Genomic DNA, 25,841 nt, shown 5'->3' with positions numbered 1-25,841 from the left:
CTCCATTTTATGCGGTTTAGTCCCGCTGCATTTTGGCGTCGAGCAGAACAAGGTCTGCGGCATCGGGCCTGCCATTTTCATTTAAGTCGGCGGCAAGCGCGGCTGTGTCGGTCAGTTCCGTCTCCCCGACGAGCACACGCTGCAAAAGACGCATATCGGCCGTATTCACGGTGCCGGAAGCGTTGATGTCGCCGGGCACAATGACCGTATACAGCTTGTCGTCGATCAGCACGCTCATGCCGGTTTTCAGCCTACCGGAGGCCGCTGCGGAGGATGACGTGTACACTTCCACTTCCGCCTGTGGGAATGCTGCCCGTAGCTTTGCTGCCGTAACGCCCGGTTCTGCGTATAAAATGTGGCCGGAAACACGCAACTTCGCCGTGACATCCGGATCCGGCGTGGCGGTCGGTTTCGGTGTAGCCGTTGGCTTCGGCGTCGTGCTCGATTTTGGGGTAGCCGTCGGCTTCGGCGTTTTAGAGGGCTTTGGGGTCGCGGTCGGCTCCGGCGTAGGTGTCGGGATGGGCGAAGGTGTGGGCGTAGGCTGCACAAATGTACCGAACGACTCTCTGCACAGTGCGCCGTTTTGCCAGATGATCGCTGCATTTGCGGTGAGTGCAGCCGCTTCGCCGGAAAGCGTGAATAACTCCGCCTTGTCGCCGCGGCGCACGCGCGAGACCTCCGAGGTGTCCGAAAGCCAGTAGAGCATGTCGCCGCTCAAAACGGCCTCCGTCACGATCGTGTCTTCCGCCCACTCTTCTCCGGAAAACAGGCGCACTTCGCCCTGCATGTTGACGTACACGTCGCTGCCAAGCAGCTTATACGGCCGCGCAGCCGGCGCATAGGTAAACGCCGTGCCGGAAAGTGTCGGCACATTTCCCGCAAGCGAAATCTGCACGGCACTTTCCGAAAGCAGCACATAAAGCGTACTATCCACCGTCTGTATGCCGAATATTTTGTCTTCAAATATGAATTCCGTTAGGGGCTCACCCGCCGCGTCAAACACTTGCAATGTGCTCGGCGCACCGTAGGTAACAGCATAAAGCCTGCCCGCGCTGTCGCTTTCCGCAAAGCGCAGGCCGCTCGTCACAGGCAAAGCGAACAGGTCTGTTTCCTCCAATGTTTCCGCACTGAAACGCTCCACGGCAAGGAACTCCTCGGTTTCGGCGAAAACCGTTACGGTATCGCCATGCAAAACGGCATATTGCCCGTTAAACGGTGCTTCGGCGGAACGACCGTCCGGGCGATACAGCACCGTCGTACGACCGGTGTAGACCAGTATCTCGCTTTCACCATAAGTTTCATACAGTAAAACCTGTGCATCCTTGTCTTCCGTGATGCTCTGCGGGGCAAATCCGCAAAGCAAAAGTAAAAAGAGAATTGCCGCAGCACCCGCAAAATATCGCCGTTTTTTCATGTTTTCGTCCCCTCTCTGCGCCGAACGAACTTCTTGACAAGAGTATATCGTAATCCGTTGAACATTTAAATAGTTTTTCGGCAATTTCTGCCATATTTTGCAATTTTCTAACAAACTCACCAAATGGCACGGGCGACTCTACGACATTTTCACATACAAAAAATCGCCGGAGCGCACTTGCCCCGGCGATTTTCCGCATACTATCTGTTATTTTTCTGTTATTTTTTGAGCTTACGCCCGTCTTCTTTCGCAAAAAATTCCTTTGTCAGCTTCACCACCGTGCCGGAAAGCAATAACAACGCGATAAGATTCGGAATACTCATCAGGCCGTTAAAGGTATCGGCGATGTTCCACAGCAGGTCAAGGTTGACGGTTGCGCCGAGGATTGCGACGAACGAATAAATGACGAGGAACGGGCGCACGGCCTTACTGGTGCGGAACAGAAATTCCACAAAACGCGAGCCGTAAAGGCCCCAGCCGATGATGGTCGAGAACGCGAAGCAGCACAGCGCGACCGCAGAGAAAATGGAAGCCCAACTGCCGTAGGTCGTCGTAAAGCCGGAAATCGTCAGGTCTGCGCCCGCCATGGTGCCGTAATTCACCGCCGTGCCGCTGCACAAAATGACAAGCGCCGTCAATGTGCAGATGACAATGGTATCGACAAACACCTCAAAAATGCCAAACACACCCTGTTTTACAGGCTTTTTCGTATCGGCGCAGGCATGCGCGATAGAACCCGTGCCGAGGCCGGCCTCATTGGAGAAAATGCCGCGGGAAACGCCGCGCTGCATGCTGATGAACAGACTGCCGATGGCACCGCCCGTGAAAGCCTTCGGGTTAAACGCGCCAACAACGATCGATGCCAGTACCTCCGGCAGACGCGTAATGTTCAGGACAACCACGCCAAGCCCCAAAAGCACATACAAAAGCGCCATAAACGGCACGAGCTTTTCGCTCACACTGCCGATGCGCTTGATGCCGCCCAGCAGCACCATGGCAACGAGCATTGCGCATAAAATGCCGATGACAAGGTTCACCGTGGGAATGTGGTCTGCGCCGATCACATTGTACTGCGTCAGCGCCGTATCGATAGCGGTTACAATGGTGTTTACCTGCGTAGCGTTTCCGGTACCAAACACCGTCAGCGCGCCGAACAGCGAATACAGCACCGCCAAAAATTGCCAGTGCCTACCGAGACCGTTTTTAATGTAATACATCGGCCCGCCGACCCACTCGCCGGTCTTGCTGCGCTCACGAAAATGTACCGCCAACGTAACTTCCGCAAACTTTGTGCACATACCGAGCAGTGCGGAACACCACATCCAGAATACCGCGCCCGGGCCGCCTATCGCAATAGCGCCCGCCACACCGGCAATGTTGCCCGTGCCCACTGTGCCGGCCAGCGCCGTGCATACAGCCTGAAACGGCGTCATGGAACCGTCCGAAGCATCTTTTTTGCGGAACATGCGCCCTGCCGTGGTGCGCATGGCATAGGGGAATTTGCGGATCTGCAAAAAGCGCGTGCGAAAGCTTAAAAGCAAGCCTACGCCGATGATGCAGACCATGGCCGGAACACCCCAGATAAAATCGTTCACCGCTTTGTTTACGGCAGCTATGATCTCTAACATGATCTTCCAACTTTCGTTTCTCAAATTTGACGCGTTTTTCACTTTTCTTTCAGGCAAAGTCGAAAAACGCAGAATAATATTTCTAATTATACACACAGATGCAAGATGTGGCAAGTAAAAATGCGTATTTCTTTCGCACAAGGTCGGAAGACAAAAGTAACTTGCTGAATCGACCAAATACATTCAGCTTTATAAATCTTTTAACCGATAAAATCTATCTTAAAACAGAAAAAATCCACAAAGACCGAAATCTTTGTGGATTCCTTGGCGCGCTTGAAGGGACTCGAACCCCTGACCTACTGGTTCGTAGCCAGTCACTCTATCCAGCTGAGCTACAAGCGCATTTCTCAAACAGCTTCATCATTATAAGCTCAAAAGTGCAATATGTCAACCCCTTTTTTAAAAAAACTTCAAATTTTCTCCGAAAATCTTATTTTAGCCAAAAATACTTGCATCGGCATTTTTATTGTGGTATTGTTTGTCCAAAGACTTTATTCGTTCCCTTTACACCAACTCGATTTCATTTAGGAGGCGTTTACTATGATCGATCTTACCGAATTTGAAAGCCGTGCAGTGCCGCTTCGCGCACTCGGCGTTGTGGTCTCGCAAAACGGCATGCAGCTGGCCCGCAAACTGTGGGACGATGCCTGCCGCCGCAATGTGTATTCCGCAAGCAAAAGCTTTACTTCTATGGCAGTCGGCATTGCGCAAAAAGAGGGCCTGCTCTCCATCGACGAAAAGCTCACGGACGCATTCAAGGATGACCTGCCCGAAATCGTTTCCGACAACTTAAAGGCCGCCACGGTGCGTGATTTGCTCACCATGTGTCTCGGACAGGAAAAAAGCTTTTTAATGGGCGGCGAACGCCCGTACTATGAAGACCGCAACTGGGTGCGCCTTGCGCTTCGTCAGCCGTTCGTGTACGCGCCGGGCGAAAAATTCGTGTACAACAACGTCGGCCCATACCTTGCCGGCATTCTCGTGCAGCGCCGCGCGGGCTGCGACCTTGTCCATTACCTGATGCCACGCATGTTCGCGCCGATGGGCATTCAGCTGCCCACATGGGAAAATGACCCGAACGGTCAGACCTTCGGTGCAGGCGGACTGTTCCTCACCATTGACGAACTGCACCTGTTCGGTCAGCTATTGTTGCAAAACGGCGAATGGAACGGCAAGCAGCTCATCCCCGCCGAGTGGGTCAAAGAAGCGACCTCAAAACAGGTCGAAAACGGCAGCGAGGGTTACGGCTACCTCTTCTGGGCAGGCCCCGAGGGTTCCTTCCGCGCCGACGGCAAATACGGCCAGTTCGTCATTTTGATGCGCGACAAAAATGCCGTTGTCACCGTCACCGCCGAAAGCCGCGATGCCGGTGCACTGCTGCGCGCCGTCTTTGAGGAGATCTACCCACAGCTTTAAAATTTGAATCACAAGCAAAACGGCGCCGCACAGAGATAATTTACCCTGTGCGGCGCCGTTACCGTATGCTCCGTATTTTCCGTATTGAGCGTCCTTTCGCAGCGCTTTTCAGCTTTCCGCAGCTTCTAACAGCTCAGGCTCGCTCGTTTCAGTTGTTTTATTATATTTTTTATAATATTTTGTTGTTTTCTGACGGTACAGCATCAAAAGGCCACGCACGCAAAGCTCCGTCGCCATGGCCGTCCACATGCCCGGCAAACCGAAATTGCCGACGAGCAGCAGGGCAAGCCCGATGCGCACCACCCAAATACTGCCGAGGTTCATCATACTCGGCACGAAGGTATCGCCGGTGCCGCGCAGTGCGCCCGCCGCAACGATGGAAACGCCGTACAGCGGTTCAGCCAGCAACCCGATGCGCAACGCCTGCGCCGCAAGCGCGCGAACGGAGAGATCAGGCGTCAAAATGCTGAATACAAACGGGCACAGGAACATCATCAAAAGTCCCGTTATCGCCATAAAGCCCGCGCCCATCACGATGCAGATGTTGCCGTAGCGCTTGGCAAGGTCGGTCTTTCCCGCGCCGATGTTGCGCCCGACGAGCGTCGTCGCCGCCGAGCCGATACCGTAGCCCGGCATGTAGCACAAGCTCTCTGCCGTCACGGCGAAGGAGTTTGCCGCGATGGAGACTGCACCGAGCGGCGCAATGATCATGGTCGCGACGACCTGCGCGCTGCACATGGCGATCTCCTGCACGCCGACCGGCAGACCGATTTTCAAAGCTTTTTTGAGAATTTCCGGGTCAAAGCCGTGCTTTTCGGTCTCTTTGCGGTTGAGCCGCAAATGCGGGTTGCACAACAGGCAGCGCCACGCCATCGTCAGGCTGATAACCGCACACGCACTCGCCGTGCCGATGCCCGCACCCATCACGCCGAAATGCGGAATGAAAATGGTATTGAACACCACATCGAGTAAACACATGGCGGCGTTTAAAATGCTCGGCGTCAGCATATCGCCGCTGCACTGCAAGTACGACGAGTTCAGCGAGTTGATCTGCGAGAACGGGATCATCAACGCGTACACCATGAAGTATTTCGAGGCATCGTAACGAATAGCCGGGTCGCCGCCGAGCCACGTCGGCAGCATACTGTGGATGGAAAGCCCCAACGCACACAAAATCCCTGCCACGCACAGCGCCGTGCACAGGCCGTGACGCACCACGCTTCTCGCTTCCGCATCACGTCCCGCGCCGATATTATGCGCCACCTGCACGGAAAAGCCTGCCGAAACAGCGTATGTAATGCCGCCCAGCAGCCATGTGCTCGTGGATACCAGACCGATCGCCGCCGAAGCGTTCGCACCGAGCGAACCCACCATGGCGGAATCGATATACTGCATCACGATGGTTGTGATCTGCGTTAAAATAGCCGGCAGGCTCAGTACCCAAACTTCCTTCACCTGCGGCTTCAGTTCATGCCAGCTTATTTTTTTCATGTCTCGCTCCCCGTTTCTTCAAATTTCCCTGTTGTAAAATAGCGATGCATCACGCCGGAAAACCGGAACAGCTCCTGTACAAATTCCGGGTCTTTATCTTTAAAATACAGCCGAAAAAGCCGCTCCTCTGCCTCATACACGGGCTTTAAAACCTCATTCGCATAGTCTCTGCCCGCTTCTGTCAGCGTTACGGAAAGCTCCCTGCGCTCGCCGGGGATGGGGCTCTGCACCACAAAGCCGCACTTTTCCAGCTCTTTGATCAGCGTGTTCACCGTCGTTTTCGGGAATCCCCAGTCCCAGCAGATCTGCTTTTGCGTGTGCCCCTCGCCGTCGTTCAGCGCCGAAAGCAGCCACAGCATATTCGGTTTGATCTGCGCACTTTTCGAGAACACATCGTAAGCTGCGTCTATGCCGTACACCGCCTTGCCAAGCTGCCGGAAAAACGCATATCGTTCCATTTCGCTCCACCCCGCTAAAATACGAATTCGTATTTCATTTTAGCACGGGTCCGGACGGGTGTCAACCACGGTGTCATGTAAATCTTAAATATTTTTTGAATAAGAATGTAAAACCCCCGCCCCGGGTACCGGCACAAAGCCGATTTCCGGGGCGGGGGTTTATTACTTTTAGGTTTTCACTTTACTTTTCGTGTCTCTTCTTTTTATAGATGAGTACCGCTGCAAGCGCGCCTCCGCTCAGCACGAGCGCCGCGCTGCCGAAAACGACCGGCAAGTTGCTGCTGCCTGTCTTCGGGTTATTGGGGTCTGCCTTCGGCGCCGGAGTCGGCGTAGCCGTCGGTTTTACCGTAGGCGTCGCGGTCGGAGCCGCCGTCGGGCTTGCAGAAGGCGTAGCCGTGGGTGTTGCCGTCGGTTTTACCGTAGGCGTCGCGGTCGGAACCGCCGTCGGGCTTGCAGAAGGCGCAGCCGTAGGCGTCGCAGTCGGAGCCGCCGTCGGGCTCGCAGAAGGCGCAGCCGTGGGTGTTGCCGTAGGCGTCTCGGTCGGAGCCTCCGTCGGGCTTGTAGAAGGTGCAGCCGTAGGTGTCTCGGTCGGAACCTCTGTGGGCTTTTCCACCAACGCGGTGATGGCATTTTCAATAGCCTGCGCCATTGCGTCTACCTCGTCTTGTTCCGTTATGTTCTTGTCGCGCACAACTGCGTTAATCGCCGTTTCCACTGCGGTAAAGTCTGTATACGCGTCTTTATTCAGCGCATTTGCTTTCGCAATGGCCTCGTCCACTTTCGTGTAGTCGGCATCTTTGTACTGTAACGCGGTGATGGCATTTTCAATAGCCTGCGCCATTGCGTCTACCTCGTCTTGTTCCGTTATGTTCTTGTCGCGCACAACTGTGTTAATCGCCGCTTCCACAGCAGAAAAGTCCTTGTAGTTATCTTTTTCCAAAGCATTTGCCTTGGCAATGGCCGCATCTACGCTGCTATAGTCGGCAGGGCCATTGATTTTCGGATAGTCGCCAACCTGTGCAAATGCTTCTCCCAGCAATCCTGCCACCGTGCCGTTTCTAAATTCTTCTTCTGTCTTTTCACTGGCCGTACCAGCGTTCTCAGTTGTTCCACAAGCCCCAAAGAAGCAGTTTGTATCAGCAATCGTACTGCTCCCCCACAGGTTGCCCGCAAAAACGCCGGTTCCCTGGGGCACAGCATTTCCCACGGTAGAAAGCGTCGCCTGATACACATAGCAATTTTGAATGGTCAATGTTGAATCCGTAATCTCTCCAGCAAAACCGCCCGAAAAACTTGTTCCCTGACTATCATCAGTTTCAGAAATCACAGTACAGTTTGCAACATAGCCGTTTGTAAATGTAGAATTGCCGGCTCCATAGTTAGGGTCATCGTCCACTTCACCGACAAAACCACCGCCGTAAGCCATAGTTCTAATTTGGTTGTTTTCGGCGGCGCACTTTTCAAATGTTCCGCCGGTGGAATAACCCACAATGCTTCCCGCACAGTTATTATTGTTGTTGCGTCTGCTCTCCAGAGAGGAGTTCTCAACCGAGCAGTTTTTGATGGATGAACCATAACACACACCTGCAATGCCGCCCACATAGCTGTAATTATTCTGACCGGTTGCCACAAAGTTTGCGTTTTTCACATGCAGATTTGCAACCGAACCGAAAGCGACCCACCCGAAAATGCCCGCCGTAGCGTAACCGTCCGGGTCAACTTTTCCGGTAGAAACCGCATTTGTGATGCTGTGCCCGCCACCATCATAGTTTCCCGCAAAATAGTAACTACCAGAATAACCGATCGGTTCCCATGTTACCCCGGTCAGGTCAATATCAGCCGTTTGTTTGAAGTAATAGCCATGGCAGTTTCCAACACCTGCGTTCTCAGTATCAAACGTTGCTGCATTACCGGAGTTCAGGAACTCTGCCAAAGCAGTCAAATCCGCTTGCGAAGCAATCAGCCACGGGGCTCCCTGTGTGCCTGTTCCGCCGCTAAAAGACGGAGCTTCTGCTGCAAACACGCCCATCGGCACGCAGAAAATCATCATGCAGATTGCCAAAGCGATGCCTAATATACGTTTTTTCATATAGGGCCTCCTATTACTATATGTATACGCCGTACAGAACGTACCGTATATACTGTTTCTATTTTAATCATATACGAAGTCCAGCCCAAAATCAACCTATTTTCCTTTCTTCTTTCTTAAATTTTACGTTATTATTCACAACAAGAATTAAAAATCCGCATTCCCGGTGTTTGCAGAAATGCGGATTTAATTTCTATGAATTTATACGGTTTAGCTATGGTTTAAAACGCATTATCCCATACCGCTGCCGCCGCAGGTCGCAAACGGAATCATCGCCTTGCCGGCAAAATCAGAACTTTCCGCCGCCACCGCCGTGGGTCGTGCCGGAGGACGACGTGTGCGTTGCGGAGCCGCCGGAAGAATCGTTGTCCTTCGGCTTTGCTGTGCGGTTCACGTGCGAGTAGAGGAACACGTCGTTTGCATACGCCACGTTCATGCTGCCGGGGCGCACATAATCCGACGCTGCCGCCTTACGGCGCACGCTTTTGAGCTGCCCGCGCATAAAGCCCGTCACAACAAGCGCCGCGACGAGGCCGATAGCAAGCGAAACCAAAATCGCCGGGCCCCACGGGAAATTCCCCACGGTGCTCTCCTCGTACGCCTCACCTTCCTCGTAGTAACCGCTCTGCACGCCCGAGATGTAGTTGTCGCACATATCGGCATACGTTGAAAACGCGTCATAATAGTAGCCGCCGCTGAGGTCGCTCAAAAACGCATCCTCCATATTGCTGCGCCGCGCATCCGTAATGGCCGTAATGGCGCTGCCCGTCGTCGTTATGTACCAGTCGCGCTCTTCCATGCTGATGAGCAGCAGAACGCCGTCCGGGTTATACTTATACGAATTATAATCGTAAAAATCGTCCGCATATTCACGCGGTGTCTTGTCGCCGATGGAGTCTTCCGTCACAACGGCAACGTCCACGCTCAGCCGGTCGCTGATCTCATCAAGCTTCGCGAGCAGATTACTTTCTTCCTCGCCCGTCAAAAGGTCCGCGTTGTCGATCAGGTGCGGCGTGTAGTCCTCCGCCGTATCGGCAAACGCCGGAACAGACACAACGACACATAAAAGAACGGCGAAAAATACCGATAAAAGCTTTTTATTCATTCTCCGCACCCCCTTAGAACAGCCAGAACAGGAAATAGGCAATCAGCGCAATCACGCCGAAGCCTGCCGTAAGCCCGCCAAGCCACTTAAAGTACAGCCCGTTATCCACCGGCAGGTCGCCGACGAATTTGCCGGTCTGCCCATTCATCGCAAATAGGTACTTTTTGCCCTTCCACGTCGTGTTCAAAAGCCACACGGGGTAAAGCGCGTACTTTGCCTTGCCATTATGTAAACGAATGGAGGAATTCTCCGTCGTGACGGAGTGATACCCCTTCACCGTGGAAGCGAATGCGTCTTCCGTGGAGCGCTTGATGCGCTCGTTGGCGCGGTCGATGCTCTGCTCGGCCGTCACATCGTACTTGTCCGCAAGGTAGCCCGCGAGATACGCCGTTTTAAAATCCACCGCGTCCTCAAACTTGAACGGCTCAATGGATTCCATCAAATCGTCCGGCATCTTGGAGGAACCGTCCACCGGCACGCGGTCAAAGCCAATATCACCGCTGCGGCCTATCGAGTAGTAACTTGTTTCCGTGTAATCGTAATCGCTGTCGCTCCAGGTGCGCACACGCGTCGCTTTATAGCGAATATCCGCATCGGCATCGGCATCAAACAACCAAAACGGCACGTAAACGCCCTTGATCTCATCGATATGGTTCTCTTTTTTGAAAATCTTCGGCAGCAGCTTTTTGCCCTTATAATGCCGCTGCAAGGCTTCCTTTGCCGCCTTTTTGTCGATCTTGAACGGAATCACGTAATCGGGCTTCAAAGCGCCGCTCACCTGCCCCATCATCACGACCGGGTTGCCGCAGTACGGGCAGGAGGTCGCCGCCGTGTTTTCATCACAGACAATCTCTCCGCCGCAGGAGTTGCACACGTAACTGCGCAGCGTGCTTTCTTCGCCCTGCTCCCACGCGCCGCCGGCCGTGGTCTCCCAGTCCATTTCGTCGGGCTTTGCGTTTTGTACTTCTTCCTCGTGCGCGGTAAACGCTTCGGTGTCAAACTCCGTGTCGCAGTACGGGCACTTTATCTTCTGAATTTTACTGTCAAATTCCACAGCGCCGCCGCAGCAAGGACATTTGTATTCTTTAATTGCCGCCATTTGCTCTCATCTCCTCACAGTTCAACGCAGGCCGCAACCTTTAGGCACGGTCATTTTCATCAAACGGGTCGCCGCACTGCGGGCAGAATTTCGGCGGGTGCGCGGGGTCTTCCGGCTCCCAGCCGCACTTGTCACAGCGGTACTTCGGTAAGCCCTCCGGCTTTTTCGCGCCGCAGTTTGCACAGAAATTGCCCTTGTTCACTTTGCCGCAGGAGCAGGTCCAGCCGTCGTTATCCGGCTTCTTTGCCCCGCAATTCGGGCAGAAATTGCCGTTGACCACCGTGCCGCACGCGCACTTCCAGCTGTCCGCAGCCTGCGCCGCCTGCTGCTGACCCATGCCGTACAGCGCCTGTGCGTTCATACCGCCCGCATTCATAGCCATATTTACGCCCATAAAGCCGTTCATAGCACCGGCAGAGTTGCCCGCGGCCGTTTTCATCGCGTCCGACTGTGCGCCGACGAGCGTGGCCGCCGCCATAGTCGGGTCGCGCATCATCGCCGTGCGCTGTGCCTGCTTGATCATCTCGGCGTCCTCGTCCGGCAGTGTCACAGAGCCGAGCGCAATGCTGACGACCGTCAAGCCGCGCAGCTCGCCCCATTTCGCGGAAAGCGCCGTATTCATGGCGTCTTCCAGCTCCGTGTTGTGTGCCACAATCTGGTTCGGACGCAAACCGAGATCGGAAAGCTTGCCGAACGCCGGCTGCAAAGCGCTGATGAACTCGTGTTTCAGCTGGCTGTCCAATTCGTCGCGGGTATATTCCTGCTCCACATTGCCGCACACATTCGTGTAGAACAAAAGCGGGTCCGCAATGCGGTACGAATATACGCCGGAGCAGCGGACGGAAACGTCCACGTCCAGCCCGATCTTGTTATCGACCACACGGAACGGAATGGGGTTCGGCGTGCCGAATTTATTGTCGATGAGTTCCTTTGTATTAAAATAATATACGCGCTGATCTTTGCCGGCGTCGCCGCCATACGTAAAACGCTTGCCAATCTGCGCAAAGGTGTTTTTAATGCCCGCACTGAGAGAGCCGGAGAAAACAGAAGGCTCGCTCGAAGCGTCATAGGTGAATTCGCCCGGCTCCGCGCAAAGCTCCACCACTCTGCCCTGCTCCACGATCATCATGCACTGGCCGTCTGCCACCGCAATGCCGGAGCCGCTCGTGATGATGTTGTCACTGCCGCGCGTATTGGAGGAACGCCCGCTCGTGCGCTTTACACCCTTTGTGACAAGCACCTCTTTCGGCATCGATTCGCAATAGAAAAATTCTTTCCACTGATCCGCCATAACACCGCCCGCGGCGCCGACAGCTGCCTTAATAAGACCCATAAATAATTGCTCCTTTTCAATGGTTTCCGCACGTTATATTCCGCCCGGTGTTTATGCTCTAAGTTTAGCACAGAATTTTGCTGTTTTCAATGAATTTCGACAGCACACTCAACAAATATTTGCGCCTCCCTCTGCATTCAGGGAAGCATCCATGATGGAAACCCATTTTTCAATTTTGAACCTGTGCCCAGAAAACCGGGTGCATATCCGTCTGCGCGGCTCTTTTTTAATCAAATTTGCTTTGCCTCTTCGCCGAGCGTGAATTCATAGTGCATCTCAAGCGCGGCAAACAGCTTTTGCATCACTTCGTTTGCAATGGCACGGATGTCGAGGCCCGCAATCAGCGCCATAACTTCCCGCTGTTTTTCCTCCGGCACGCAATAAATGCGCAGTGTCAGCTGCAAAAAGCGCTCTAACTTGCGTTCCAGCGTAAAATACACGTCGCACGGACGCGCCATATATCCGCGCATAATCGCCGCCGAACCGATGTCCGACTCATAAAAATCGCTCACACTGTACCCGGGCATATACGCGCCGAAAATACGGTGCAGCATCTCGGCCGTCATCCTGTGGATGATTTCCAAATTTTCCGGCAGCGTGTACGCCTCCACGTAAATTTGGCGCAGGTTCTCGTTCAACTCTGCCAGCGTCAGCTGAATCGCCGTCTCCACCGCGTAGAGCTTTACGGGGTCTGTCTCCCCCTGCACAATCTGCCCCGCGATAGTAAACTGATTTTGAAACATGAACTCGGTCAGCTCGGTGAGCACACCGGCTTTCGTGCGGTACAAATTATAGAACGTGCCCGCGGAAACATCCGCTTCCGTCAAAATCTGCTTCGGCGGTGTATGCTTAAACCCCTGCTCCAAAAACAGACGCACACAGGTAGAAAGAATTCGCTTGCGCGAGGCCTCCTTTTCGTTGCGGTTTGCCATTTATACCCCTCTTTTCCCTGTTTTAGAATTGATTCTAATACTCCCAAATGAGTATACCACAACAAAAAGAAAAATCAAGTGTCGGTACACGAAAAAAGGGCAGCTCTTCGCCGCCCTTAACGAATATTTGTCTTTACCGCACGGGTTATATGTTCCGTAAGATCGCTTTTTTCAGCGTTTCGGCATTCAGCGGCTTCGAGAGATGCTCCGTCATACCGGCTTTGCGGCTGCGCTCCACATCTTCCGAAAACGCGTTCGCTGTCATCGCGATGATCGGCACCGTTTTCGCATCCGGCCGGTCCAGCGCACGAATGCGCTGCACCGCCTCAAGGCCGTCCATCACCGGCATCATGATGTCCATTAAGATCACGCCGATCTCGCCCGGCGCGGAGTTTCGGAAGGCCTCCACGGCCTCTTTGCCGTTCCACGCCTGCATCGTTTCGGCACCCATGTCTTCCAGGAAGAATTCCGCAATCTCCATGTTGAGTTCGTTGTCTTCGGCCAGCAGCACTTTCAGCCCGTGCAGAGCCGTTTCGTCCGCCGCGCCATTCGCCGCCTGCGCAGAGGGATGCTTGTCGATTTCAAACGGCAGCGTCACCGTAAACGCAGAGCCTTCGCCGAGCACGCTTTCCACCGTGATGGTGCCGTTCATCTTCTCGATGAGCTCCTTCACGATAGACATGCCGAGTCCCGTGCCCTGATACTGCGTGCGGGCGTCCTGCTTTTCCTGTGTAAACGGCTCAAAAAGCTCGTTGTTCACAAAATCTTCGCTCATACCGATGCCCGTATCACGTATTGTAAAACGGAATGTCGCCGTGTTTTCGTCACAGGCAATCTCCTCCGCATACGTTTCAATCGTGCCGTTTTCTTTATTGTATTTTGCCGCGTTGCTGAACAGATTCAATAAGATCTGCCGCAGATGCAGCGGGCTGCCGATAAGCTTTGCGTGCGCAAACGAAATCTTGCTGTAGGTATACACAATACTCGTTTTTGCCACCTGCGCTTCGTTCAGTGTGCGGACGTTCTTCATCAAATCGTCAAGGTCAAACGGCACATGCTCCGGCTCCATATGGCCGGATTCCAGTTTGCTCATATCCAAAACATCGTTGATGAGCGACAGCAGATGCTCGGAGGAAACATGGATCTTTTCAAGGCAGTCGTCCACGCGCTCATGATCTTCACGATTTTTCTTGATAATCTCCAGCATACCCATCACACCGTTAATCGGCGTGCGGATATCGTGGCTCATGCGGGAAAGGAACTCCGTCTTTGCTTTATTCGCCAGTGTTGCTTCGTCCACCTCAGCCCGCAAGCGCTCGTGCTCCTTCTGCTCCTGTGCATGGAACTCCGTGGTGTTTTTCAGCAGCACAAGGCTGTGGATCATCGGCTTTTCCTCGCTGCTCTTCGCATCGTATACGCGTGAAGACATCATCAGCGCCGTTTTCTGTATCCAGCGTGTCTCGCTGCCGGATACGCGCTCACAGTATTCCACCGTCACCTGCTTTTCTCCGCTCGCATAGCGTTCCAAAAGCTTTTCGGCCGTGTCGATCAACCGGTAGCTGCCCATCGTTTCGGGCAAAATCAGCATAGAATGACGGTGGCAATATTCGCCGTACGGACACGGTGCTTTCAAGTCCTCAATAAAGATGTCTGCGCCGCGTTCACGACGGAAATCACGCTCCACCAGATCATCCGTCAGATTCACGGAGTATACCGCATCCGCAGTCTCCAGCATCGCATCCACGTAACTGTCGTTTTCCAAAATAGACTGCTTCAGCTGCTCGTAATACTGCGTCAGTTGCTGCTTGGCGTCCGTCTCCGGCTGCGCACTGTCGATCGTCTCAAACGCCAGCAAGAAATGGTGCAGCGTGCCGTCCGGGTCTGCATCCACAAAAATCGCCGTCAGTCGCCCGTAGTCGGCACTGTTCGCGCCGAAAATCTTGTGCTGCAATTCCACCACGCAGTTCTTTTCGGAAAGCGCCTCGCACAGCGCCGTCAGCTGTAATCTGCTGCGCACCGCCTTGCGGTCTTCCTGTGCCACGCGTTCTTCTGCAATCTGCTCCACCGCGCCGGAATAACTGCCGTCCGCCACAAGGAAAAACGCCTCGCTCGCACGAATTACCCGGTAAGCGTCCTGCCTTGCGTCGCAGTACAGGCAATCGGAAAAGTTGCTGCCGTATTTTTTCATGCTTTTCAGCAGCCTGCGATCCAGCTTCTTTTCGGCCAATGCTTCCTCGCGCTTCACGTGGTTTTTGTTGATATACATGTTTTTGTCTGCGAAGATATACAAATCGCGCATTGTGCAGTTTTCGTTCTCGTCGGAGACCGAAATGCCAACCGCGTAGCTCACCGGAAAATCGGGGTTCGCCGCATTGTACGTGTCCACACGGTCGCGGATGAGCTGTAAGCACCGCTGCATTTCTTCCTTGTCCGCGCCGTCCATAATGGCGATGAATTCGTCGCCGCCCGCGCGACCCACAAAGTAATGCGCCGGCACCGCCTCGCGCACCAGCTCCGCAAAAATGCGGATGTACGCGTCGCCCTTTTCGTGGCCCATGCTGTTGTTGATGCGTCTCAAATTGTTGAGGTCAAAGCTGCAAACACCCATAGGCATCGTGATGATTTCCGGCGCGCTCAATAGCTCCTCACATTTATTTTTGTTCGGCAGCCCCGTCGCTTCGTCCATGTACACCTTTTTCTGCAAAGCGTGGTTCATGGCGGCGTAGTGCAGCGCCTTGATAAACTCATAACCGATCAGCATCATCAAAACTACGATATCCGCCGTGATGTACCGCTCCAAAACCGCCAAAGAGGATGCACGCTTTTGCGAATAGGTTTCCGCAAGGCCCGTCGCCTCATCGCAAATGTCGAAAAACTTTTCGCTTTTGTCGATGATGTCGGTTTTCTCAAAACCCTTTTCGCGCACAAGATAAATCTCCTGCTTCAGGCTTTCAAAGCAAGAAGCCAACTCTTCCATTTTCGTCTGAAAACTCTTGTCGCCCAATCGCACAAGGGTAAGCTCGTCATCGCCGAAGCGCAGACCGTTGATAAACGATTCCACGCTCGTTATCATTTCGTCCTCCGCTTGCCCCGCAATCTCCATTTTGACAAGGCGCTGCGTTTTGCCGCGCACAAGGCCCGCATAGTTCACCACGCGCGCCGTGCCCTGAATGCCCGAGACCAGCACCATCATCCAAACGATCAGCGCCGCCAAAACCACGGCCAGCACGCCGATGGCCGCCTGCACGGCATTCGATATTTTCTTGTTTTCCCTCATATTCTTCACCGTTTCGAATCGTTTGGAGTTATACATTGCCGGACCCTTTCCCAAAATCTTACGGTTCATTATAGCACATTCACGTTCCGTCTTCAACACAAAAAAAGGCCCGACCTTTGTGCATCAAACTGCCAAAGGTCGGACTGCTGTTTACTTTACGCGCCGCACCGGCCGCACGTATTTCCAAAAGCGTTTTTCACCATTTCGGCATACTCCTTTTTCACGTTTTCCGGCTCCGTGATTCGGATTTTCCCACCGTAGCCGAACACCCAGCGGTAAAAGACAGGGCTTGCCGCCGTCTCCGTTTCCACGGTAAACGCGTCGTCGCCAAAGGCCTTTGTTTCCACATCTTCGCCGAATGCGTCCACCACCGCATTCATCATCGCGTTGTCACACAAAAGCGTCACGCGCTCACGACGGCTGTCATACATGCTTGTCATCGTGCGGATATGCCGCATCAACTCCTCTTTTTCGGGCCGCGGCTCCGCGTCCTCATCTAAAATCTCCGGACAACGGTCAATGCGGTCCACGCGGAAGCTCACAAGCTTTTCGTGCTTGTCGGAATACCCCACAACGTAATATTCATCTGTATTCCAAACAAGCTTATATGGGCTGAAAACATACGGCTTCCCGTCGTTTTTCAGTACACGGTTCTTGCCCGGACCGTAATGAAAATAGTAAAACGAAATTTTCTTCCGCTTTGCAATAGCCGCGTTGATCGTGTCCGCAATGTAGTAAATGCTCTCATTGCAGGATTTCCCGTTGTTCGCGCAAAACCCCTCCTGCAAAACCTCGGCCTCATAAACGCTCGTCAGCCGACAAAGCTTTTCAATCAGCTCCTCGCTTTTCTTTTCGGTGATGAATCCCGCAGATTCCACCGCGTCCGCAAGCAGCTTCAATTCCGGCATCTCAAATAAGCGGCTCGCAAGGTAATAGCGGTTCTGCGTCGTCTTGTGCGTGTAAATATCAAAGCCGCAGTCCGCAAGCTGCTTGATGTTCTTGCCGACGGTCGTGCGATGCACCGTAACGCCGCATTCCTTTTGGAGCTTATCCATAATGTTTTTTGTAGAAAGCTCGTGGTTTTCGTCGCTGTATGTGTTCAGAATTTTCAAAAGCGAGATCGTCCGCAGCTCGGCGTTGTCCTCCGCCTTCGGTGTCTTATTCGTCTTTGCCATAAAGCAGCACTCCTTTGCGCTCGTTCTGCTTTTATTATAGCGGACGAACTCCCACCGCACAAGTCCGGAAACCGTCAGGTGTCGCTTTTTCGCTCACTGCGGCTTCGTGATAAGCTCTGTCACCGCTTCGCCGTAAGACGGCACAAACGAAAAATTCTGCTGATATTCCTTCGCGTTCCATACAATATTCGGCATGTATATCCCTCACTTTTCCGCTAAAATGCGTTCGATCTCATCTAATGTGTCGGCAAAATAAATGCCCTCTTGCCGCTCCTTGGTCGAAAGCCCCATCTCGATCATATGGCCTAAAAGCGCCTTCAGCCCGTTGTAATATCCATTCAGATTATAAAGAATGCACGGCGCGTCTAAATGCTTCAGCGATACCTTCGACATCACTTCCGCAATTTCCTCCAGCGTGCCCGTGCCGCCCGGGAACGCGATAAACGCGTCGCCGAGCTCAATCATTTTCGTCTTTCTGTCCGTCATGTCCTTTGTCACAATAAGCTCCGTCAGCCCGTCGTGCTGCAGCTCGGAGTCCACAAAAAACTGCGGCTCCACGCCGGTCACTTTGCCGCCGTTTTGCAGCACGCTTTCGGCGATCGACCCCATTAGCCCGCATTTTGAGCCGCCGTAAATGAGGTCATGCCCGTTTTCGCCAATCCACTTGCCGAGCGCCTCCACCGCCTCTTGCAGCTTGGGGTCATTGCCCGCGTTCGCACCGAGATAAACCGTAATATTCATCTTCATCCCCGCCTTTCTTTTCCCTTATCATACAAGAATTCGCCGAAGATTTCAACCGCTTCACTCCACACGGTACAAAACATGCGCATAAAAAACGGCGGCGCAAAGCCTAAGCTCCACGCCGCCGTTTTGGGATATATAAATCAAGAGAGCGCCTGCCCGCATTCCGAGCAGAATTTACTGCCCGGCTTTACCGGCGCGCCGCAGCCCGGACACACCGTTTGTAGCTTTGCGCCGCAAGCGCTGCAAAACCTCGCGTTTGCGAAGATCTGCGCCCCGCACTGCGGACAGACTGCCCCCGCCGGAGCTGTCGGCGCCGCATTTACGGGTACGCCCGCCGTCCGGAAGCTCGTTGGCTCGCCCATCGTGCAGCGGTACACCACCTCAAAAATCTCGCTCGGCAGCTTTTTCTGCTTATACGCGCCGATGCCCGCCGTTACCGCCAGCGGCCACAGCAGAAAAAGCCCCACAGCGCCCGCGCCCAGCTTGTCCGCCCACTGGCCCTCGCCGAGCGTCACATTGAGCTGCGTGCCGTTTACCGTGAGCTCCACCGTCGTCGCCAGCTTCATGCCGGAAAGCGTGCGCAGCGTATCGGCCTGCGCCGCCTGAATGAGGTACCCGTTCGGTGTCGCCACGCTCTGCACCTCCATGCTCTTTTCGCCGCGCAAAAACGTCGTCACAGCCTCCAAAACCTGCTCTGCGGTCGCTTGGTTCAGCTCAAATACTCTCGATTCTTTCATGTCGTTCCCCCATTTCTATTTCACTTCGCGCAGCGCCTTCCAAAGCGCCGCATCATTTTCCAGTTGATAAGCGTCTTCTTCATACAGCAGGTTCCGCTGCTCAAACCGTATCATACACGTCGTGCCGTCTGTTTTCACAAACGTCAAACTCTGCTCGCTGTCCGTTGCACGCATGTCCGTTCTTTCGCCGATTTTCATCTCGCAAAGTGCGTCAAAAATCGTTTGCATCGCCGCCTTGTCCGTGATGCGGCAGAAAACGGGCGTGTCCATCGTGTAGCGATATTCCATGCAGTTCATCTCATTCACGTCAAATGTCTTTGCGAAATTCTCTGCTTCGCCGCCGCAAAACGCAAACACCTCGCCGGCTTCGCTTCTTTCCGCCGTCTTTCCTTCGCAGCCCGCAAGCAGCACGCACAAAACGACCAGCGCACACAGCAAAATAAAACCGCATCGCTTCATTTTCCCGCCCCCTTTTCTATCCCCTATCCTACCAAACAACCGTAACCGAAAAAAGCGTTTTCCCGGTTTGGTCATTGACACGCCGGAAAATGTCAAAACCCACTGCGTTCTCTTATGGCGGTTTCGGTCGAAGCGTGGTATAATCGCCTTAAATCAAGCATACGGAGGGAACCCGCATGAAATTTTGTGACCGTCTCAATTTATATATCGAAACACTCGGCTGCTCCGCCAAAACGCTTTCCGCCGTCTCCGGCATATCGGATGCCGCCATCAGCCGCTACCGCTCCGGCGAGCGCGAACCCGGCAGGGACAGCGAACAGCTTCTGCGGCTCGCACAGGGCATCTGCGCCATCGCCGCCGAAAGCGATTATTCTCCCGGCTTTTCGGAGGGCGAAGTTCTCTGCGCCCTCCGCGCTTCCCTGCACACCGAAAAATCCGATTTTGACAGCGCCGTTCAAAACCTCAAAAACCTGCTCACCGCATTCGGCATCAGCTACGCAGAGCTTTCCCGCGCCATGAATTTCGACGCATCCTACCTCTCCCGCGTCTGCTCCGGACAGAGAAAACCCGCAAACACAGAGGAATTCATCACGCAGGTCTGCCGCTATATCACAAGGCGGTGCCTGAAAAACGACCAAAAAGAAGCCCTCTGCGCGCTCGTCGGTACACCCGCAGAGCAACCTGCAAAGCCTGAGCAATACACTGCGCTCCTCATGGAGTGGCTGTGCGCCGCAAAGCAGCGCGATGCCGAGTCCGTCTCCAAATTTCTCGCGCATCTCGACACCTTCGACCTCAATGAATATATCGAAGCCATTCATTTTGGGGAGATTAAGGTGCCTTCGCTCCCGTTCCGACTCCCTGCCTCGCGCAATTACTACGGCATAGAGGAAATGAAGCAGGGCGAGCTCGATTTTTTCAAGGCGACCGCGCTTTCCAAATCCGCCGCCCCCGTTTTCATGTGCAGCGATATGCCCATGGCCGATATGGCGGAAGATCTCGACTTCGGTAAAAAATGGATGTTCGGCATCGCCGTCGCGCTCCGAAAAGGACTGCATCTCGATATAATCCACAACATAGACCGCCCGTTTGAAGAAATGATGCTCGGGTTAGAGAGCTGGATCCCCATTTACATGACGGGGCAGGTCTCGCCGTACTACTTAAAAGGCGTGCAGAACACCGTCTACTGCCACTTTCATTACGTCTCCGGCGCCGCCGCGCTCACCGGCGAGTGCATAAACGGCTTTCACGAAGACGGCCATTACCATTTCACGAATAACCGTGAAGAGGTGCAGCACAGCCGCCGCATCGCAGACCACCTGCTGCAAAAAGCGCAGCCCTTAATGGAAATTTATAAAGCCCCACAGGCCGATCTGTTCCGCGCATTCCTCAAAAACGACGCAGCCACCGTCGGCGCACGGCAAAACATTCTCTCCGCTCCGCCGCTTTATACCATGCCGGAAGATCTGCTCGGACGCATTCTAAAGCGCAGCGGCATGTCGGCAGCAGACGCAGAAAGCATCAACGCCACACTCAAACAGCAAACGGAAAATATCGAGCAAATTCTCACTGCAAACACCGTCATCGACGAGCTCCCGCATGTAAGCGAAGAAGCGTTCCGGGCAAGCCCCCTCACGCTCTCGCTTTCAAACGCATTCATCGAAAACACCGTCACGTACACCTATGAAGAATACACAGCGCACCTTAAAGCCACCATAATATTCGCTGAACAGCACCCAAACTACACCGTCCGTTTTGCGGAGAAACCCGCGTTCCGCAATATCCAAATTCAAATCCACGAAAACGAGTGGGTCATGCTGTCCAAAAGCAAAGCCCCCGCCATCCATTTCGTCATTCGCCACAGTAAAATGCTCAGCGCCTTCCAAAACATGATCTTGCCTTACGTTGAGGATTAACCGCCACCCGCGTCAACGGTGGTTAAAAGTTTTGCAACGTTCGCGGCGCTAATCGCCGTTTATTGCCGAATATATTCGCAAAAATCATTCACAACACGCTCCATCATTTCGTTATTCCGGCGCGAAACCTCGGCCGCGTTTTCCGCCTGCATGTTTCCCTGCCGTATCGCTTCCTGAATGTACTCATCCGTAAATGTAAAGCTCGTCAAAGACTGTATCAAGATCGGCGCCACCGTCTCAAATTTCCCCTCCGGCGCAATGATGCCGAAAATGTTCGAGGCACTGCGTGAAGGCGTCACGTCCACACCGTTGATTTCATAACCGCCCGCGTCTAAAATGCTGCCCTCAAACATACCCGTGCAGGCCGCCCCTGTTTCCGATGTAAGGCTCGCTAAGATCGAAGCTTCCGAAACCGCATAGCTTGCAAGCGGCGTCGTAATGGGCGTTTCGCTCAAAACTGTCATGTTTTGAATTTTTGCAAATGCAAAACTCTGGGGCATGATGCCGTCGTAAGCGTCTTGGTAATCGTCCATCGCGTTTAAGCACCCCGCAAGCGTCGGGTCCTCCAGCACCGGCAAATATGTCAGCGGGTCATTGCTCGTGCTCATCGATTGATACTGCGCCTTCGCTTCCGCACTCTTAAAGTACGGGCCAAGCTCACCGTAATAGAAGATCTGCACATCCGGGTCATTCGGGTCCCACGCGCGGATGGAATAGCCCGCGTATTCGCCGCCGGTCACAATCTGCCACCCCTGCGGCAGCTGCATCGTGAACACCCCGCCGTCGTAATCAACCAACGTGTACGTCGCTTCAGGTGTCGGTTCCGCCGTCGGCTCCGGGGTCACGGTCACTTCCGGCTCGGGCGTCACTTCAGGCTCCGTCTGCGCATTTGAAGCTTCGGAGGACGCTTCCGTTTTTGATTCCACCGTCTCCTCGTCCGGGTCTATCCCCGCCGCCTCAAACACCGTGTCCGTGCCGAGCGCATCATATGTCTTGCCGCCTAATACAACGCACCCGTCCTCACGCAGCGTAAAGCTCATTTTGCTGCCGCTTGCGCCCGCAAATGTAAAAATATACCGCGTGTATTTGTCGTCCGTCTTTACAACTTCGCCGAGCGTCACATCTTTCAACGCGCCAAAAATTTCTTCCGCTTGCTTTGCGTCCCGCACCGTTTTCGGTTCCGCCGCAAAGCTTCCTTTTTCTTCGTAAATCGTCAGGCTTTCCGCCGCAAATTTTCCCGCGCCGCTCACTCGGTCAAACAGCGCGTTTTTCGCGCCGCAGCCCGCAAAACTCAAAAGCAATACAAGCGTCAGCACAGCCGCCGTCATTCGTTTCGTTCGTGTCATGTTTGTCTCCTCAGTAGTTTAATCCCTGAATGTTCAGCACCGGCGCTAAATCGCAATCCACCACATACACCATGCCGCCGGATTGCTGCGCCTCCTGCTCCTTGTTGTACAAGTAGTTCGCCCATTCCTCCGCGCTCAGTGGCTGAATGAGCGACTGCAGCGCGTCCTGCGTCGCCGTAAACGGCAGCATTGTCGTCTCAATCAGGAAGTATTGCCCGGAGCCGCTCCACGTTTCCACCGCTGTCTGCGCGTGTCCCGGCGTGAACACAATCATCGCGTGCATGCTTGCGGATTCCAGCACGCTCGCCATTAAAACCGCCGTTTCGATGCAAATTCCGGAGCCGTTCTCTAAAACTGCGTCGGGCATCAAAACGCGCTGGCTCGCACTGAACGAATACGGCCCCATGTTGTAGCGTACGCCCATGTTGCTGATGGCGCTCTGTATCGCCGCCACCTGATAATACGTGATGTACGCGCCTTGGTCGGACGTAAAGCCGTACGCCGGCTGATACCCCGGCAGCATACCGTATTCCGTGCCGAAGCTTTGCTCCAGCCACGATACCGCATTACGGCGCACCTGCAAAATGCCGTCCGTTTCCGGCGTCATCCACGCCAAGATGTTGTCGTTCTGGATGATGCCGAATTCATCGCTGTAATTTTTATAATCATATACGCTGTGCAGCTCAATGTTCTTCGTCTCCTGAATAACCGCCTCGCCCGTAATCGTGTTTTCCACACGCAGCGTCATCTGCGTGTCCTTCGTCGTTGAAATGTCGGGCATATCGGTGAGCACCGGCGGCTTGATCATCAAATACGTCATCTCCGGCGTCAGTGTCACTTTCTGCTCATATTTCTGCGTAAAGCCCGCAATTTCCGCCGTCACCATCACGTCGGTGTAGCCCTTGTCCGTATATAAAAGCAGGTTGATCGCCGAGTCCATCGAGGGGTACAAATTCGGAAAAATCTCCTCCACGGTCGAGTAGTCCGAGAACACGATCGGCGCCTGCGCGTCATACGCGCCAACATCTTTGCCGCCCTCGCAGGCCGCCAGGATCTCATCCGCATACGCGTCGAGGTTCTCATCGAGCAAAAACGCGGCGTGGTTATATTCGCGGCTGTATAAATCGAACATCGTCTCCTCGTGCCGCCCGGAAGTAATGCCCACGCGCGAGATAAGCTGGTTTGCGGAATACAGTCTCAAAACGTCCGACCATGCAAGGCCCCACGAGCGCGATTCCATGTATTTCGTCATCACATCAAGGTTCGCAACGTATTTCGGCCACAGATCATTGAGCCACTCCGGCGTGTCCAACGTACTGAGCGCTGTTTTCACATTGCCCGCCGCCTCGTAAACGGAAATGAGGTACGCCTGCTCGTCGCTGCGGTCGCCGACCGTAGCCGTTACAAGCGGCTGCAAAGCGTCATACTGCGCCGTGTAAAATATCAGCGCCTCCTGAATGCCGCCGATCACCTCAAGTGCGTCCTCAAAGTAAGCCTTCTGCTCCGCTTCCACAGCCTTGCCTTTTTCGGTCTTCGGCGCGTCGCAGCGCTCGAGGCTCTGCATCTGCTGCCGCACCGCGCCCACCGCGTCGTTAAGCGCGTTTAGTTTCTCCGTGCACAAAGTATAATACTCGTCCAGCACGTCAAAGCCCTCTGCATTCACAGAATTCTCATACACAATGCTGCTCTGCCCGGAAAGCTCGTCCGCCGCAGCTTCCACGTCCTTTAAAATGCTCTGCGTCTCCGTCACGGCCGCCGCCACCTGCTCCAAATACGCCTTGTCCTGCTGCACCATGCCGCATCCTGCAAACGATGTGCACAACAGCACCACCGCCAAAATAAAGCTTACCGCCCGTTTCCCATTTTTCATACGCGTCCCCCTTTTGCTCTACAGAATTATTCTTTGGTTCTATTATAACGAAAAGGTATGCCGCGTTTGAACCCGCTTTCCCGCCCTGTCCGTGACAAACCCGGAAACGAAAAGATCCTTCAAAATAGAAATAGCCGCCTGATTTCTTTTGAAAACCAAGCGGCTATGTATGTGGTTTATTCTATTGTTCAAGCAAAGCGCAGGATGCAGAGCGGTGGGATCAATTCATATCGTTATTATCTTTAATGCCTTCGTTCATTTTCTTAATCTTCCTTTTCCACACAGAATACTGAGTTGCCCAAGCAGCGAGGAAGATCGCTACGAATATGCCTACATAAGACAGAATTCCAGCGGTCGAATGGGGCATCCAGTTGGCAAAATAAGAGATGGGGAACATAATCACGCAAGCAATTGCAAAATAAACCCCGCTTTGCTTTGCAAGACTCCACGAATCAATTTCCCAAATAACCGAAGCCATTGCAAAGCCTGTGCCCATTATTCCGCTCAGACCGGTTTGAAGGAGAACCGCATTTAATTCGCTCCCCATTTTATTCACAAGCTCCGGAGTGACCGGATAGAAGAAGCCATCCCCAATGCAGATTGAGATAATCACCGTAATGACATATCCGATTGCAATGCCAACAGGGAAACCAATTACACCTCGTCCAATCAGTTTTTTCTTCATTTCTGCCACCTCACATTCCTAACAGTTGTTTGATTTTGGCGACGGATCGCCGTGAAACATAAGTAACCGTACCGTTTGAAAGCGTAATGCAAATTGTCCCGGCAAAGCTCAAATCAAAGCTCTTGACCTTTCTCAGATTGATAATATCCGAGTTTGATATTCGGACAAAAGTCTTGCTGTCAAGCCGTTGCTCCGCCTCGTATAGCCTCAGGCGGAGCGCATACTCGCCGTGATTTGTCTCGGCAAACACCTTACCTGATTCTGCAAAAACACGGTAGATTTCAGACGGTTCCAGAACCTCGACCACATCGTCCCTGAATCCGGCAATGACCTGCGGTTGCTCGTCTGACAGCCTTTTTATGATTGCATTGACTTCATCGGTCATTTTGTCCGTCATCACGATGATTTTTGGCTCTTTGCAATTTTCGTCTATCTTGATTTCAATTTGCATCGGTTCACCTCCTCGCTACGGTTACAGTATAGGAAAATCAAGAACTGATTTCTACCGATTCTCGATAGGTGGTTGTTTTAGGAACATAGGTGGTATTTTTTACGGGAATCTCATACCGGTCTGTATGGGCGGCTGATAAGTATCTGCGGTATGGGGGTCCTCCCATACCGCAGACGGATCATCCTTATATTCAGTTCGGCAAACTGGAATTTATCGCAA

20 protein-coding genes and 1 tRNA gene are annotated in these 25,841 nt (G+C 53.6%); 2 read left to right on the top strand and 19 right to left on the bottom strand.

What is annotated here, in order from left to right; all coding sequences use genetic code 11:
* Nucleotides 1-16: 16 nt before the first annotated feature.
* The 3 genes from ACI0CA_RS04905 to ACI0CA_RS04895 all read right to left on the bottom strand — a co-directional run bounded on the left by ACI0CA_RS04905 (nucleotide 17) and on the right by ACI0CA_RS04895 (nucleotide 3,384).
* The gene (locus tag ACI0CA_RS04905; RefSeq protein ID WP_308449143.1) at nucleotides 17-1,414 is read right to left on the bottom strand and encodes a dockerin type I repeat-containing protein; all 1,398 of its coding nucleotides are present in this window, start codon (nucleotides 1,412-1,414) and stop codon (nucleotides 17-19) included.
* Between the two features lie 218 nt (nucleotides 1,415-1,632).
* Nucleotides 1,633-3,042, bottom strand: a complete 1,410-nt coding sequence (locus tag ACI0CA_RS04900; RefSeq protein ID WP_395506555.1) for an alanine/glycine:cation symporter family protein — start codon at nucleotides 3,040-3,042, stop codon at nucleotides 1,633-1,635.
* Nucleotides 3,043-3,307: 265 nt separating this feature from the next.
* Nucleotides 3,308-3,384, bottom strand: a tRNA-Arg gene (locus ACI0CA_RS04895).
* 198 nt (nucleotides 3,385-3,582) lie between these two features.
* Here ACI0CA_RS04895 and ACI0CA_RS04890 point away from each other — a divergent pair.
* Entirely contained in the window at nucleotides 3,583-4,458 is an 876-nt protein-coding gene (locus ACI0CA_RS04890) for a serine hydrolase domain-containing protein (RefSeq protein WP_308449141.1), read from the top strand.
* 108 nt (nucleotides 4,459-4,566) lie between these two features.
* On the opposite strand, the gene ACI0CA_RS04885 is transcribed toward ACI0CA_RS04890, so the two are convergent.
* From ACI0CA_RS04885 to ACI0CA_RS04830, 12 genes are all read right to left on the bottom strand, one after another.
* On the bottom strand, nucleotides 4,567-5,949 hold the full coding sequence (locus tag ACI0CA_RS04885) for an MATE family efflux transporter (protein WP_446806514.1): 1,383 nt from the start codon (nucleotides 5,947-5,949) through the stop codon (nucleotides 4,567-4,569).
* The gene (locus ACI0CA_RS04880; protein WP_446806515.1) at nucleotides 5,946-6,407 is read right to left on the bottom strand and encodes a MarR family winged helix-turn-helix transcriptional regulator; all 462 of its coding nucleotides are present in this window, start codon (nucleotides 6,405-6,407) and stop codon (nucleotides 5,946-5,948) included. Before ACI0CA_RS04880 ends, ACI0CA_RS04885 begins: the two co-directional genes overlap by 4 nt.
* A 181-nt stretch (nucleotides 6,408-6,588) precedes the next feature.
* A complete protein-coding gene (locus ACI0CA_RS04875) occupies nucleotides 6,589-8,496 on the bottom strand; it encodes a hypothetical protein (protein WP_446806516.1) in 1,908 nt (635 codons plus the stop codon).
* A gap of 289 nt (nucleotides 8,497-8,785) precedes the next feature.
* Nucleotides 8,786-9,601, bottom strand: a complete 816-nt coding sequence (locus ACI0CA_RS04870) for a TPM domain-containing protein (protein ID WP_446806517.1) — start codon at nucleotides 9,599-9,601, stop codon at nucleotides 8,786-8,788.
* A gap of 13 nt (nucleotides 9,602-9,614) precedes the next feature.
* Complete coding sequence (locus ACI0CA_RS04865) at nucleotides 9,615-10,700, bottom strand: hypothetical protein (protein WP_308449136.1); 1,086 nt, start codon at nucleotides 10,698-10,700, stop codon at nucleotides 9,615-9,617.
* A gap of 40 nt (nucleotides 10,701-10,740) precedes the next feature.
* Entirely contained in the window at nucleotides 10,741-12,033 is a 1,293-nt protein-coding gene (locus tag ACI0CA_RS04860; RefSeq protein WP_176821052.1) for an SPFH domain-containing protein, read from the bottom strand.
* A 230-nt stretch (nucleotides 12,034-12,263) separates the two neighbouring features.
* Nucleotides 12,264-12,965: a TetR/AcrR family transcriptional regulator gene (locus ACI0CA_RS04855; protein WP_417413783.1), complete on the bottom strand. Its 702-nt coding sequence runs from the start codon at nucleotides 12,963-12,965 to the stop codon at nucleotides 12,264-12,266.
* 145 nt (nucleotides 12,966-13,110) lie between these two features.
* Entirely contained in the window at nucleotides 13,111-16,242 is a 3,132-nt protein-coding gene (locus ACI0CA_RS04850; protein ID WP_308449132.1) for an ATP-binding protein, read from the bottom strand.
* A gap of 155 nt (nucleotides 16,243-16,397) precedes the next feature.
* The gene (locus ACI0CA_RS04845) at nucleotides 16,398-17,417 is read right to left on the bottom strand and encodes a helix-turn-helix transcriptional regulator (RefSeq protein ID WP_308449131.1); all 1,020 of its coding nucleotides are present in this window, start codon (nucleotides 17,415-17,417) and stop codon (nucleotides 16,398-16,400) included.
* A 204-nt stretch (nucleotides 17,418-17,621) separates the two neighbouring features.
* Nucleotides 17,622-18,158 (bottom strand): LOG family protein, encoded by a 537-nt coding sequence (locus ACI0CA_RS04840; RefSeq protein WP_308449130.1) that lies wholly within the window; start codon nucleotides 18,156-18,158, stop codon nucleotides 17,622-17,624.
* A 143-nt stretch (nucleotides 18,159-18,301) separates the two neighbouring features.
* The gene (locus ACI0CA_RS04835) at nucleotides 18,302-18,898 is read right to left on the bottom strand and encodes a zinc ribbon domain-containing protein (RefSeq protein ID WP_308449129.1); all 597 of its coding nucleotides are present in this window, start codon (nucleotides 18,896-18,898) and stop codon (nucleotides 18,302-18,304) included.
* Nucleotides 18,899-18,913: 15 nt separating this feature from the next.
* Nucleotides 18,914-19,357: a hypothetical protein gene (locus ACI0CA_RS04830; protein ID WP_308449128.1), complete on the bottom strand. Its 444-nt coding sequence runs from the start codon at nucleotides 19,355-19,357 to the stop codon at nucleotides 18,914-18,916.
* A gap of 176 nt (nucleotides 19,358-19,533) precedes the next feature.
* Here ACI0CA_RS04830 and ACI0CA_RS04825 point away from each other — a divergent pair, with 176 nt between their 5' ends.
* Nucleotides 19,534-21,270, top strand: coding sequence for a hypothetical protein (locus tag ACI0CA_RS04825; RefSeq protein ID WP_446806518.1), 1,737 nt, complete (start codon nucleotides 19,534-19,536; stop codon nucleotides 21,268-21,270).
* Nucleotides 21,271-21,329: 59 nt separating this feature from the next.
* Here the strand turns inward: ACI0CA_RS04825 and ACI0CA_RS04820 are convergent, their stop codons facing one another.
* The 4 genes from ACI0CA_RS04820 to ACI0CA_RS04805 form a co-directional block, all read right to left on the bottom strand.
* Nucleotides 21,330-22,616, bottom strand: a complete 1,287-nt coding sequence (locus tag ACI0CA_RS04820) for a hypothetical protein (protein ID WP_446806519.1) — start codon at nucleotides 22,614-22,616, stop codon at nucleotides 21,330-21,332.
* A gap of 10 nt (nucleotides 22,617-22,626) precedes the next feature.
* A complete protein-coding gene (locus ACI0CA_RS04815; protein WP_446806520.1) occupies nucleotides 22,627-24,486 on the bottom strand; it encodes a hypothetical protein in 1,860 nt (619 codons plus the stop codon).
* 220 nt (nucleotides 24,487-24,706) lie between these two features.
* Nucleotides 24,707-25,171, bottom strand: coding sequence for a DUF3021 domain-containing protein (locus ACI0CA_RS04810; RefSeq protein WP_308449123.1), 465 nt, complete (start codon nucleotides 25,169-25,171; stop codon nucleotides 24,707-24,709).
* Between the two features lie 10 nt (nucleotides 25,172-25,181).
* Complete coding sequence (locus ACI0CA_RS04805) at nucleotides 25,182-25,622, bottom strand: LytTR family DNA-binding domain-containing protein (RefSeq protein ID WP_308449122.1); 441 nt, start codon at nucleotides 25,620-25,622, stop codon at nucleotides 25,182-25,184.
* Between the last annotated feature and the right edge of the window lie 219 nt (nucleotides 25,623-25,841).

The organism is Hominenteromicrobium mulieris (assembly GCF_046197855.1).
GTDB lineage: Bacteria > Bacillota > Clostridia > Oscillospirales > Acutalibacteraceae > Hominenteromicrobium > Hominenteromicrobium mulieris.
The sequence above is the reverse complement of the archived record's forward strand: the minus strand, read 5'-3'. Positions and strand labels throughout refer to the sequence as shown.